We start from the raw sequence: 12,838 nt of genomic DNA, 5'->3' as shown, positions 1-12,838 counted from the left end.
AATTATCTAATTCGAAAACAGGCGAATTGTCTGCATCTTAGATAAGAAAAACCCGAAACCGAATGTAAAAATTTCTCCACTGACCTGGAGACCGCCATGCCCTTTCACAGCCCCGCCCCGAGCCCTGCGACCCGCGCCGATGTCTGGAACCCCGACAATGCCCCGTGCCACGTGCACTACCAGCTGCTCGCCGATGTCGAGGCCGACGTGCTGTGCCGGGTACTCAACCATTTCGCCCTGCAGCTCCTGGTGCCGCACCGGGTCGCGGTCATCCAGCAGGACGACACGCTGCATATGGAAGTGGAGCTCGAGGGCCTGAGCTGGCACCGGGCCCGGGTGATCGGCGACAAGCTGCGCAACCTGATCAGTGTCAGCTCGGTGGAGCTGCAATTGGTGGAGGCCTCGCGCCTGCAGGCCGCTGGCTGAGGCCGGTAAAACCCTGCAACCCTTGGCCGGCGGCCATGCCGTCCGATGCGACTATTCTTGGCAGTTTGCGACCAGAGACCCGACTCTGGGCCACGCTGCCGAGGAGTCCCCATGAACGCCGCCCAGGTGTCCCCGGACCGCTGGCTGGATCTCAGCGAGCTGCTGAGTGAGCTGCTGGCCCAGCAGCGCATCAGCCAGGACGCCGCCGAACAGGCCATGAGCGCCGCTCGCCAGGGGGCCGACCCGAGCCTGCATCCTCTTGAGTTCATCGCCAGCCGGCAGTTGCCCGACCGACAGCACCCTGGGCAACACCTGGATCTGAACAGCCTCACCGCCTGGCTGGCGCGGCAGGCGGGGCAGCCCTACCTGCGCATCGATCCGTTACGGATCGACGTGGCCGGCATCACCCCCTTGATCTCCTTCGCCTTCGCCCAACGGCACAAGATCCTTGCCGTGGCGGTGGATGCCCACAGCGTTACCGTGGCCAGCGCCCAGCCCTATGTCAGGGGCTGGGAGGCCGATCTGGTCCATGTGCTCAAGCGCCCGATCCGCCGGGTCGTGGCCAGCCCGGCGGATATCCAGCGCCTGACCTTGGAGTTCTATCGCCTGGCCAAGTCGGTCAGCGGCGCCAGCAGCGAACAGAAGACCAGCGGCCCGGGCAGCTTCGAACAACTGCTCAAGCTGGGAGCCAACGATCAGGCACCGGATGCCGACGACGCCCACATCGTCAACATCGTCGACTGGCTGTTCCAGTACGCCTTCCAGCAACGGGCCAGCGACATTCATATCGAACCACGCCGCGAACACGGCACCCTGCGCTTTCGCATCGACGGTGTGCTGCACAACGTCTATCAGTTTCCGCCCCAGGTCACCCTGGCCATGGTCAGCCGCCTCAAGAGCCTGGGACGCATGAACGTCGCAGAAAAGCGCAAGCCCCAGGACGGCCGGATCAAGACCCGCCCTCCCGAAGGCAGCGAAATCGAGCTGCGCCTGTCGACCCTGCCCACGGCCTTCGGCGAAAAACTGGTCATGCGCATCTTCGATCCCCAGGTGCTGCTCAAGGACTTCGACCAACTGGGCTTTGGCGCCGACGACCTGAGCCGCTGGCAGGCCATGACCTCCCAGGCCCACGGCATCATCCTGGTCACGGGGCCCACCGGTTCGGGCAAGACCAGCACCCTCTACACCACCCTGAAGCAGCTCGCGACGCCTGAAATCAACCTCTGCACCATCGAGGACCCGATCGAGATGATCGAACCGGCATTCAACCAGATGCAGGTCCAGCCCAACATCGACCTGAGTTTTTCCAGCGGCGTACGGGCCCTGATGCGCCAGGACCCGGACATCATCATGATCGGCGAGATCCGTGATCTGGAAACAGCGGAAATGGCCATCCAGGCCGCGCTCACCGGGCACCTGGTGCTGTCCACCCTGCACACCAACGACGCCCCGGCCGCCATCAGCCGCCTGCTGGAACTGGGCGTGCCGCACTATTTGCTCAGGGCCACCCTGGTCGGGGTCATGGCCCAGCGCCTGGTACGCACCCTATGCCGACACTGCAAGGCCCCCGCCGCACTCGCCAGCGACGACTGGCAGAACCTGATCCATCCCCGGCAAGCGCCACCACCGCGCCAGAGCATGCGCGCCGTGGGCTGCGCCGAGTGTCGGGGCACCGGCTACCACGGACGCACTGCGGTCTACGAAGTCATGCCCTTGAGCGCCGCGCTCCGGGCCCTGATCCGAAGCGACCTCGATCTCGCCGATCTGCGCCGTCAGGCCGCCGAGGACGGCATGCACAGCCTGCGCCAGGCCGCCGCACGCAAACTCGCCGAAGGCCTGACCAGTTTCGAGGAGGTATTGCGGGTCACGCCGCAGAACCCGGGCGGATAACCGAGCACTCGACCAGCGGCGAACCGCGAGCGCTGGACTACGCTTCAGTTACCGCCAAAACGAGCAGGAAGCCAGGCATGAATATTCGTCAAAACATGATCGCCTCCGGGGTTCTCAGCCTACTGGCCATTGCCCTGGTGGCGGGCCTCGGTCTGTGGGGACAATCGCGCCTGGCCGGCGCCCTGCAGGACAATGAACTCAATGCCAGCGCCCTGCGCAACCACCTGGAGGCGGACATGATGCACGACGCCCTGCGGGCCGATGTGCTGGAGGCGCTCAGCAGCGAACCCGGCGACACTGCGGCCGGCGAGGAGGTGCGTAGCAGCCTGCGGGAACACGGCGACTGGTTCCGCAAGGCGCTGGCGGAAAACGCCAAACTGCCCCTGGCGCCGGATATCCGCGATGCCATCAGCGAGCTGCAGCCGGTCCTGGAGAGCTACATTCATGCCGCCGAAAGCATCGCCGAACAGGCCCTCAAGGATCCGCAGGCGGCACGCCAGCACATGCAGGAGTTTTCCCAGCGCTTCAGCGAAGTGGAATCCCGCAACACGGCACTGAGCAGCAAGATCGAAGCCAGCTCCGCCCAAACTCGCCAGGACAGTGAACATGCCGTGCGCCAGGCGGCCGGGTGGCTGATTGGCGGCAGCCTGATTGCCGCCCTGATCCTGTGCCTGCTGACCCGCCAGTTGCTCATCCGGGTACTCAAGCCCCTGGAGAAGTCCGTCGCCACCGCCCGGGCCATCGCCCAGGGCAACCTGACCACCGTCATCAGTATCGACAGCCGGGACGAAGCGGGGCAGTTGCAGCAAGCCCTGGGTGAAATGCAGGACAACCTGCGGCAGATGATCACCACCATCCGCCACGAGAGCGAGGAGCTGCGAGGACGCTCCCACAGCCTCAGCGACACCTCACTGGGCATTGCCGACGGCGCCACCGAGCAGGCCGACGGCGCCACCAACATGGCCGCCGCCATGGAACAGATGATCAGCAACATTGCCCAGGTTGCCGAGCATGCGCGCAACGCCCAGAGCATCGCCGCCCAGTCCGAATCCCTGGCCGGCAGCGGTGGCCAGGTCATCCTCGGGGTGGTGGACGGCATGAGCCACATTGCCGAAGCGGTGAACAATTCGTCCCAGAGCATCACCGCCCTGGGACAGTCCTCGGAAGAGATCCATTCGATCATCCAGGTGATCAATGGCATTGCCGAGCAGACCAATCTGCTGGCCCTGAACGCCGCCATCGAGGCGGCCCGGGCCGGCGAGGCCGGACGCGGATTTGCCGTGGTCGCCGACGAGGTGCGCAACCTGGCGGCGCGCACCGCGCAATCCACCCGGGAGATCACCGGCATGATCCAGCGCATCCGCGAAACCACCGAACAGGCGGTCAGCAGCATGCAAACCGGGGTCAGCCGGGTCAACGACGGAGTGCACATGGCCCAACAGGCGGGGACGTCGATCAACGAGATTCGCCAGGGCGCCCAGCGCTCGGCACTGATGGTGGAAGAGATTTCCCACACCATCGGCGAACAGTCCAAGGCCGGCAGCGAAGTGGCCCAGCGGGTGGAAATGATCAGCCAGGTGGCACGGCGCAACAGCCAGGCCATGCGGGACCTGACCCTCACGGTGGAGCAGATGGAAAACTCCGTGGCCACTTTGCAGACGTCGGTCACCCGCTTCCAGCTTTGAGCGGATCGAAGCGGTGTTGTGTGTCCTGATGATGCAAGGGCCCAGGTATCCCAACGCCAGAACGGGCAGCCCCCTACACTCGTGCTCGCCGTCCCCTTGAGCAATGACTGAGCAGGTGAATGTGATGCAGATCGGAAGCGTACTGTTACTTTTCGTCGCCCTGGCGGTGGCCCTGGTGTTCATGGGCTTCAAGGTCGTGCCCCAAGGCTATCAATGGACCGTGGAGCGCTTCGGCCGCTACACCAACACCCTCAAGCCGGGGCTGAACATCATCATTCCGGTGATGGACCGCATCGGTCGCAAGATCAACGTCATGGAAAGCGTGCTGGACATCCCTCCCCAGGAAGTCATCACCGCCGACAACGCCACGGTGCAAATCGACGCCGTGTGCTTCTTTCAGGTGGTCAACACGGCCCAGGCCGCCTACGAGGTCAACAACCTCGAGCACGCCATCCGCAACTTGCTGCAGACCAATATCCGCACCGTGCTCGGGTCCATGGAACTGGACGCGATGCTCAGCCAGCGTGACGGCATCAACGAGAAACTCCTGCGCACCGTCGACGAAGCCACCGCGCCCTGGGGCATCAAGATCACCCGGATCGAAATCAAGGACATCAGCCCTCCTGCCGACCTGATGGCGGCCATGTCCGGGCAGATGAAGGCCGAACGGGTCAAGCGCGCACAGATCCTCGAAGCCGAAGGCCTGCGGGCGGCGGCCATCCTCACGGCCGAAGGCAAGAAACAGGCGCAGATTCTGGAAGCCGAGGGCGAGCGCCAGGCGGCGTTCCTCGAATCCGAAGCCCGGGAGCGTCAAGCCGAAGCCGAAGCCCGGGCGACCCAGGTGGTGTCCGAGGCGATCGCCAGCGGCAACGTTCAGGCGATCAACTACTTCGTGGCGCAAAAGTACATCGATGCCCTGGGCAAGCTGGCGGCGGCCAACAACAGCAAGGTGATTCTGATGCCGCTGGAGGCCAGTCAGGTGATCGGCGCCGTGGGCGGCATTGGCGAAATCGTCAAGGCCACGTTCGACGGCAAGAAAGGCTGAGGCACGCACCATGCTGGCATACCTGCAAACCCTGTCGTTCTGGGACTGGCTCGCCCTGGGCACCCTCCTGCTGATCTTCGAGGTGTTCGGCGCCGGCGGCTACCTGCTGTGGATCGGACTGGCAGCCGCTTTCGTCGGGGCCCTGACCTTCCTGATTCCCGGGCTGTCCTGGGAGGTGCAGTTTTTCCTGTTCGGCCTGCTGTCGGTGCTGACGGCCCTGTACTGGTGGCGACGCCAGCGCAGCGTGGTCCGCCCCAGCGACCAGCCGAACCTGAACCTGCGGGGCCAGGAACTGATCGGCAAGACCTTCGTCGTGCACCAGGCGATCATCGACGGCCGCGGCCGGATCAAGGTCGCCGACGGGGTGTGGATCGCCAAGGGCGCCGACGCGCCGGTGGGGGCCCGGGTGCGGGTGATAGGCCAGGAGGGCGCCGTCCTGCTGGTCGAAAACCTTGACTGACGGGTCACGGAACTCCGCTGGGGTATCTAGAATCAAACTGTGCAGATACCCCCCAGTTGGAGTCACCCATCATGCGTCTGAAAATAGCTGTCGCCACCCTTGCCCTGCTTTCCCTTCCCGTTGGTTCGGCAATGGCCGACACCTTCTGGCGTAACGTCATTTCCTCCGGTGCCACCACCGGTTCCACCTACCTGACCTTCAAGGATCACAAACTGATCGTCGCCGCGCAGGACGACGCCGGTAGCTTCGTGGCCAGCGAAGGCAGCATCCGCGGCCCTTACCTGGAAGCCGCCATGCAGAAAGTCCGCGCCGACAACCCCGGCCTCAAAGCCACCGACATGGAACTGGCCAACGCCATCCTGGCCAAGAACGCCGTCGCCCAGGAGTAAGAACCGGCCCGGGAATCGCCGAACAGCAACGCCGACCTCTGGGTCGGCGTTTTTTTGCCCGGACAACGGCCTATACGGGGGTCGAAGCCCGAGACACGGCAGCCAGGCCGGCCAGGGCGTAACTCATCATGTGCTCGATCAACGCCGGCGGATCGAGCGCCAACCCGGGCAACACATGGCGCGTCAGCGGCTCATGGGCAATCAGCAGGAACAGGCAGGGCGCAAACACGCTGACCGCGCTGCGCAGCGTGGCCGGGTCGTCCGGTGGCAATTGCATGATCTGCCCGAGAATGTTGCGCACGATCTGCGCCTTGGGAAAGGCCTGCTGCTCCAGCACCTCCGGCAACACCGACGAGGGCGACAGCAGCTCGCGGGTCAGCACCTTCAGCGCCCAGCCCTCGCGCTGGTTGGCCAGCCCCTCGATCAGCACGGTGATGATGGCTCGCAGCTTGTCCTCGGCACGGTCCTGGCTCTCGCTCAGGGTGATCATGGTCTCGATCCGCAGCAGGCGGTCATGGGCCTCGCGCAACACCGCCCGATACAGGCCGTCCTTGTTCTCGAAGTGATAATTGACCGAGGCGTTGTTGGCCTTGGAGTTCTCGCAGATCTGCTTGCTGGTGGTGTTGGCGTACCCCAGCTCGGCAAACAGCTGGCCGGCCGTTTCCAGGATCTGCTGGCGAGTCGCCTGACCATCCTGGCGCGGTGCACGGGCCGCAGGCGTCTGCGGGGAAGCGGAAAGAGCCATGGCTTTCTCACTAAGTTAAATTCAAATTTGACTTTTGTTTATGCACTGCTTAGCTACAAAGCGCCAGTTTCTCGTGCAACCACGTTTGAGGGAGTACAGGAAGATGCCGGCCACTCGTCTAGTCAAGCCAAAGGATATCAGCATGGAAGCGCGCGTCATGACCCCCTTCACCTACTTCTCCCTGCCCATGCAGAAGCTGTTCCTACGCAACCAGGCCGCGGTCAGGAACAAGCCCTATGCCAAATATTTCCGCTCGGAAATGCGCGTGCCGCTGTCCGCCGTGCGCAAGATCCAGCAAGGCCCCATGGACCTCAAAGACACCCTGACCCCGAGTGTGGAGGACATCAATCGCCTGCTCGACCCGGACTTCGTCAGCGAAGAATCCGGCTACGCCCTGCTGCCGGGCCCGATGGCCTATGTGCAGAGCCGCAAGTTCTTCCCCGGCTGCAGCGCGCAGATGTTCAAGTGGTGGTTCATGTGGCACCCCGCGGAAGCGGAGCGCTACACCCTGTGGTTCCCCTACGCTCACGTGAGCAATCCATGCGTGAACCACCAGCGCTTGGGTGACGCGTCCTTGAGTTTCGAAGAGCGTTTGTACGGCAACACCTTCTGCGCCTCGGAATATGTCGGCGACCGCCTGATGCACCTGCATATCGATTTCAAGGAGCCGGCCAGCCTGGGCCTGGACGCCGACCTGTATCGCGAAGCGAAAATCGATGGCAGCGTCAGCGCCCTGATGAGTCTGGCCGAACATCCGCAGGTGCCGGTGTCACTGATGGTGCATCTGTTCAAGGAGGTCCCGGGCGGCATGTACCTGACCAGCCGCTACTGGGTCGGTTCGCACCCGTCGATGGCCCGCTTTCCCGGGGCAGAAAAAGCCTCGGCGCTGCTCAAGGAGAGTGGTTTCGGCGAAGCCGAGCTGGAAACCCTGGCCTATGAGTTCGCCGTTCACGACATGTGCGAGTTCAATCACCTGGCCAGCTTTCTGCCGGACCTGTATCGCGAGTTCGGTACCGCTTCAGCCTGAGAGTCCCATGTCATTGAGCCCGCATCATGTGCGGGCTCAATGCTGTAAAGGGATCAACGTTGTGCGCCAGAACAGACACCGTTGATCAGTAAATCAGTGAATTCCTCAATATCCTGTTCTGCAGTCAACTGCTCAGTCAGCAACCGATACCAGCAAAAACCGAAAATCATATCGAGCAGCAATTCGCGATTGGTGTCCTTGGGCAGCTCACCATTGCTGATGGCATTTTCCACCAGCTTTTTCGGCATCTCCCTTCTGCGCTCCATGAACTGATCCTTGAGCTGAGTCAGCGTCGCAGGATCCAGCTGGGCCTCGGCAATGACACAGCGAAACGCCTCGCCGCAAATGGTTTCCCGCCAGACTTTCCAGAGATTACGCAGCAAAAAGTCGAGATCGGCCTTGAACGAGCCGAGATCAGGAAACTTTCTCACCTGCTCGCTCTCGTTTTCATAGACTTCCGCGATCAACGCCGCTTTGTTCGACCACCACCGATAGATCGTCGGTTTGCTGGCACCCGCCCGGCGTGCGACCGACTCAATGCTGAGCCCGGAATAACCGCATTCCTTGAGGATCTCGATGGTGGAACTGAGGATGGCTTTGTGGGTATGCGGACTTCGCAAAGAGCCGATGGAGCTGCGAGATGGGGTACGAGCCACAATAAAAAATCTCCAGGCAGGGCGCTTGACAAACGCAACGCAGGGTATAGGATTCCCTCGAATCGAAATGAAACGGTCCGTTTCGTTTCATTCTTGAAAGAATCATGAAATTCTTGCACCGATCCATCTAGTTCTTGAAATTTCTCGTAAGGGTTGAGCGGATCAGGCCTTGTAACTCTGAGTTCCTCGAATTCGAGACTTGAAGCCTTTCCTCTCAAGAGACTGGATCGTCTGAAATTATTATTAAACGAAACGTTCCGTATCATAGCACAGAGAGGTGAAGAAAAACAGCTTTCGAGTGGGTTTTCCCCTCTTTGGAGCCTGCTGCAAAAACCCTCTGGGCTGAGGGTTTACGCGGTGCTGGCCAGAGTCGGGCAGCAAAAACTGTTTTCCGTATGTTTCAAGGGTGCTTCTGAGCAAGCACGACCCAGTTTTCTCAAAAAGAATGGAATCAAGAGGAAAATGAACGTGAAAAAAGTAGGCATTGTCAGCTATGGCGCGGCTGTTCCGGTATGCCGTCTCAAAGTTCAGGACGTCATCAACGTCTGGAAAAACACTGATCTGAAGCTGGTAGAGGAAAACCTCGGCGTCAGCGCAAGAGCGGTGCTGCAGCCGGATGAAGATGTCATCACCCTCGGCGTGCAAGCAGCGCAACGGGCCCTGGACAAAGTCCCCGGCCATGAGCTCCAGGCCCTCTATCTGGGCACCTGCACCAACCCCTACGATTCACGTGCCTCGGCCTCGATCATCCTGGAAATGCTCGGCAGCGGTTACGACGCCTATTGCGCCGACGTCCAGTTCGCCGGCAAGTCCGGTACTTCCGCCCTGCAGATCTGCCAGGCCCTGGTGGGATCCGGCATGACCAGCAGCGCCCTGGCCATCGGCGCCGACACCATCAACCGCAATACCGCACCCGGCGACCTGACCGAGTCCTATGCCGGGGCCGGAGCCGCGGCATTGCTGATCGGCAATCAGAACGTCATCGCCGAGTTCGACGCCAGCTTCTCCTGCGCCGCCGATATCGCCGACAACATCCGCCCCCAAGGCGATCGCTACATCCGTTCCGGAATGGGCCTGGGCTCGGACAAGAACAGCATCGGCCTGGAAGACCAGACCCGCCGCGCCGCCGAAGGCCTGATGGCCAAGCTGCATACCAGCGCCGCCGACTATGACTACGTGGTGTTCCAGCAGAACCTGGTGTCCACGCCCTATTCCCTGGGCAAGCACCTGGGCTTCAGCACCAAGCAGATCGAACCGGGCATCTATGCCGGCGATGTGGGCGACACTGGCTCCGCCAGCCCGCTGCTCGGCCTGATCAACGTGCTGGACCAGGCCCGTCCAGGGCAGAAGATCCTCATGGTGTCCTATGGTTTCGGGGCCGGCAGTGACGCCATCGCCCTGACCGTCACCGACGCCATCGAGCAGTACCAGAAGCACAACAAACCCCTGCGCGAACTGCTCGAAGCCAAGACCTACGTCGATTACGGCACCTCCATCAAGTACGAATTCAAGTACCTGCGGGCTGACTACGCCCTGACCGCCTATCTCTGATTACGCCTGTCTACGCAAGGAGCATGCACATGTGCGCACGTCGTGTTGCAATCGTTTCGGCCGCCTATACGCCGAAGCCCGGAAGTTCACGAGTTCGGCAGACGTTCAAGGAAATGATCGTCGAGTCCGCCTATAAAGCCCTCAAGGACGCCAAGATGCACCCCCGGGAAATCCAGGGGGTCGCCTACGGCTATCACGGTGAAGGCATTTCCGAATATGGCGGCCTGGGGCCGACCATTTCCGACGCCCTGGGCATCAGTCCGGCGCCGACCTTCATGAGCACCGCCAACTGCACCAGCAGTTCGGTGTCGTTCCAGATGGGTCACCAGATGGTGGCATCCGGTGAGTACGACATCGTCCTGTGCGGTGGCTTCGAGAAAATGACCGATCACTTCAACTACGCCGAGTACATCGGCTCCAGCACTGAATGTGAATACGATTACTTCCTCGGCATCTCCCATACCGACGCCTTCGCCCTGGCCACCGCCGAGTACTTCCAGAAGTTCGGCTACGCCGGTCGCGAGGCTGATGTACTGGCCACATTTGGCCGGCAGATGCGCATCTATGCCCACAACACCCCGACCGCCACCCGCTATGGCCAGCCGATTCCCACCCTGGAAGCGCTGAAGAACAGCGAAGCCTGCGGTTCGATGCTGGCCTGGGGCGAAGCCAGTGGCTGCGCGATCCTGGTGGCCGAGCACCTGGCCCACAAGTACACCGACAAACCGGTGTTCGTGCGAGGCTGCGCCTACACCGGGGTCTCCCACTACTTCGGCACACGCTTTCACAACCCGACCCTGCACCATCCGGGCCTGCCCAAGGACGTGGGCATGGCCGTCTCGGCCAACTCCATCGCCTGCGCGGAAATTGCCTACAAGAAAGCCGGGATCACCGCCAAGGACATCGACGTGGCCCAGGTCTACGACCTGCTCGGCGCCGGGCTGATCCAGATGGAATCCATGGGCATCTGCGGCAAGGGCCAGGCCGGCGACTTCGTGCTCGAAGGCGGCATCGCCCTGGACGGCCAACTGCCGCTGAACACCGACGGCGGCAACATCGGCCGCGGCCACGCGTCCGGCTGCGACGGCATCCTGCACATCACCGAGCTGTTCCGGCAGCTGAGGGGTGAATCCGACAACCAGGTCAAGGGCGCACGCATCGGCGTGTCGCAGAACCTTGGCGGTTATGCGGCGCACAACTCAGTGATTGTCCTCTCGAACGACTAAGGAGCCCGGACCATGTCCATGTACCCAGAACAGATCCACAGAATGACCACTGCCAGCATGCTTCGCGAATGGCGCGAGCATGGCGGCAAATACCGCCTCGAAGGCAGCCAGTGTGAAGAATGCAACGAGATCTTCTTCCCCCGGCGTACCGTCTGCGGCGCCTGCAACTCCCTGAGCGTGAAGCCTTACCGCTGCAAGCGCACGGGCAAGATCGAAGTCATGGCCCACGCCGAGAACCCGGTCCTGGCCGCCATGGGTTATGGCGAAACCGTGCCGCGCATGATGGCCATGGTGCGCCTGGATGACGGTCTGGTGATCGCCTCGGAAATCGTCGACGTCTGCGACCCGCAACAGCTGAAAGTCGGCGCGCCGGTGCGCATGGTGATTCGCAAGCACGTGCGCGAAAGCAACCTGGCCTGGCAATACGCTTATAAGTTCGTACTGGATATATAAGTTGTTGTTCAAGGTGCCTTTATATAAGGCACCTTGAAGTTAGCCATTAAAATAAAATCCAACTTAAAAGTTACATCAACGGCCGCTTCACGCCTCGAAGTTGCCTTAAGGTCCTGATTTCCTTTAGGGCCTACAGATTCCTGTGCCTATGAACGGGGACTTTCCCCACCCTTAACTTATTGGCTTACTTAGAGCCAAGGACCCATCATGTCTACTCTTTGCCTCCCACACGTCATGTTTCCGCAACACAAGATCACTCAACAACAGATGATTGATCACCTGGAGAACCTGCACGGCGACCATCCGCGCATGGCCCTGGCCAAGCGCATGATCGCCAACACCGAAGTCAACGAGCGCCATCTGGTGCTGCCGATCGACGAACTGGCGGTGCACACCGGCTTTACCCACCGCAGCATCGTCTACGAGCGTGAAGCCCGGCAGATGTCGTCCGCTGCGGCGCGCCAGGCCATCGAGAATGCCGGCTTGCAGATCAGCGACATCCGCATGGTGATCGTCACCTCCTGCACCGGCTTCATGATGCCGTCGCTGACCGCGCACCTGATCAACGACCTCGGCCTGCCCAACTCCACCGTGCAACTGCCCATCGCCCAGCTGGGCTGCGTTGCCGGCGCCGCGGCCATCAACCGGGCCAACGATTTCGCCCGGCTCGATGCGCGCAACCACGTGCTGATCGTGTCCCTGGAGTTCTCTTCGCTGTGCTATCAGCCGGACGACACCAAGCTGCACGCCTTCATCTCCGCGGCCCTGTTCGGCGATGCGGTGTCGGCCTGCGTGCTGCGCGCCGATGACCAGGCCGGCGGCTTCAAGATCAAGAAGACCGAGTCGTTCTTCCTGCCCAAGAGCGAGCACTACATCAAGTACGACGTGAAGGACACCGGCTTCCACTTCACCCTCGACAAGGCGGTGATGAACTCCATCAAGGATGTGGCGCCGGTGATGGAGAAGCTCAACTACGACAGCTTCGAACAGAACTGCGCGCACAACGACTTCTTCATCTTCCACACCGGCGGCCGCAAGATCCTCGACGAACTGGTGATGCACCTGGACCTGGCCTCGAACCGGGTGGCGCAATCGCGCAGCAGCCTGTCGGAAGCCGGCAACATCGCCAGCGTGGTGGTGTTCGACGTGCTCAAGCGCCAGTTCGATTCCAATCTGAATCAGGGCGACATCGGCCTGCTGGCGGCCTTTGGCCCGGGCTTTACCGCAGAAATGGCGGTGGGCGAGTGGACCGCCTGAGGTAGCGCCCTGCGTCTGTCCGACCCGA

At 61.8% G+C, this 12,838-nt stretch carries 13 protein-coding genes; 11 read left to right on the top strand and 2 right to left on the bottom strand.

The features are described from left to right. Window positions 1–96 precede the first annotated feature (96 nt). The 6 genes from L1O02_RS01390 (at window position 97) to L1O02_RS01365 (ending at window position 5,895) form a co-directional block, all read left to right on the top strand. Window positions 97–426, top strand: a complete 330-nt coding sequence (locus tag L1O02_RS01390; protein ID WP_108545038.1) for a hypothetical protein — start codon at window positions 97–99, stop codon at window positions 424–426. 111 nt (window positions 427–537) lie between these two features. Further along, window positions 538–2,316: a GspE/PulE family protein gene (locus L1O02_RS01385; RefSeq protein WP_235759442.1), complete on the top strand. Its 1,779-nt coding sequence runs from the start codon at window positions 538–540 to the stop codon at window positions 2,314–2,316. 77 nt (window positions 2,317–2,393) lie between these two features. Then, window positions 2,394–4,001, top strand: coding sequence for a methyl-accepting chemotaxis protein (locus L1O02_RS01380; protein WP_108545036.1), 1,608 nt, complete (start codon window positions 2,394–2,396; stop codon window positions 3,999–4,001). Between the two features lie 124 nt (window positions 4,002–4,125). Continuing rightward, window positions 4,126–5,046 carry an SPFH domain-containing protein gene (locus tag L1O02_RS01375; protein WP_047306628.1) on the top strand — a complete coding sequence of 307 codons (921 nt, stop codon included), beginning with the start codon at window positions 4,126–4,128 and terminating at the stop codon, window positions 5,044–5,046. A 10-nt stretch (window positions 5,047–5,056) separates the two neighbouring features. Beyond that, on the top strand, window positions 5,057–5,506 hold the full coding sequence (locus tag L1O02_RS01370) for an NfeD family protein (RefSeq protein ID WP_060841624.1): 450 nt from the start codon (window positions 5,057–5,059) through the stop codon (window positions 5,504–5,506). A gap of 71 nt (window positions 5,507–5,577) precedes the next feature. Further along, window positions 5,578–5,895: a DUF2388 domain-containing protein gene (locus tag L1O02_RS01365; protein WP_016966055.1), complete on the top strand. Its 318-nt coding sequence runs from the start codon at window positions 5,578–5,580 to the stop codon at window positions 5,893–5,895. Between the two features lie 70 nt (window positions 5,896–5,965). On the opposite strand, the gene L1O02_RS01360 is transcribed toward L1O02_RS01365, so the two are convergent. Further along, the gene (locus tag L1O02_RS01360) at window positions 5,966–6,640 is read right to left on the bottom strand and encodes a TetR/AcrR family transcriptional regulator (protein WP_060841625.1); all 675 of its coding nucleotides are present in this window, start codon (window positions 6,638–6,640) and stop codon (window positions 5,966–5,968) included. A gap of 142 nt (window positions 6,641–6,782) precedes the next feature. Between L1O02_RS01360 and L1O02_RS01355 the strand changes: the two genes are divergently transcribed. Continuing rightward, window positions 6,783–7,667 carry a hypothetical protein gene (locus L1O02_RS01355; protein WP_060841626.1) on the top strand — a complete coding sequence of 295 codons (885 nt, stop codon included), beginning with the start codon at window positions 6,783–6,785 and terminating at the stop codon, window positions 7,665–7,667. A gap of 53 nt (window positions 7,668–7,720) precedes the next feature. Here the strand turns inward: L1O02_RS01355 and L1O02_RS01350 are convergent, their stop codons facing one another. Then, window positions 7,721–8,323, bottom strand: a complete 603-nt coding sequence (locus L1O02_RS01350; protein WP_016966053.1) for a TetR/AcrR family transcriptional regulator — start codon at window positions 8,321–8,323, stop codon at window positions 7,721–7,723. Between the two features lie 462 nt (window positions 8,324–8,785). Between L1O02_RS01350 and L1O02_RS01345 the strand changes: the two genes are divergently transcribed. From L1O02_RS01345 to L1O02_RS01330, 4 genes are all read left to right on the top strand, one after another. After that, the gene (locus L1O02_RS01345; RefSeq protein ID WP_108545035.1) at window positions 8,786–9,874 is read left to right on the top strand and encodes a hydroxymethylglutaryl-CoA synthase; all 1,089 of its coding nucleotides are present in this window, start codon (window positions 8,786–8,788) and stop codon (window positions 9,872–9,874) included. A gap of 29 nt (window positions 9,875–9,903) precedes the next feature. Next, on the top strand, window positions 9,904–11,100 hold the full coding sequence (locus tag L1O02_RS01340; protein WP_102862171.1) for a thiolase family protein: 1,197 nt from the start codon (window positions 9,904–9,906) through the stop codon (window positions 11,098–11,100). Between the two features lie 12 nt (window positions 11,101–11,112). Beyond that, complete coding sequence (locus L1O02_RS01335; protein WP_060844923.1) at window positions 11,113–11,553, top strand: OB-fold domain-containing protein; 441 nt, start codon at window positions 11,113–11,115, stop codon at window positions 11,551–11,553. Between the two features lie 207 nt (window positions 11,554–11,760). Beyond that, on the top strand, window positions 11,761–12,810 hold the full coding sequence (locus L1O02_RS01330) for a type III polyketide synthase (RefSeq protein WP_060841629.1): 1,050 nt from the start codon (window positions 11,761–11,763) through the stop codon (window positions 12,808–12,810). The last annotated feature ends 28 nt before the right edge of the window (window positions 12,811–12,838 follow it).

Source organism: Pseudomonas sp. BC42, from assembly GCF_021560055.1.
Classification (GTDB): domain Bacteria; phylum Pseudomonadota; class Gammaproteobacteria; order Pseudomonadales; family Pseudomonadaceae; genus Aquipseudomonas.
The sequence above is the reverse complement of the archived record's forward strand: the minus strand, read 5'-3'. Positions and strand labels throughout refer to the sequence as shown.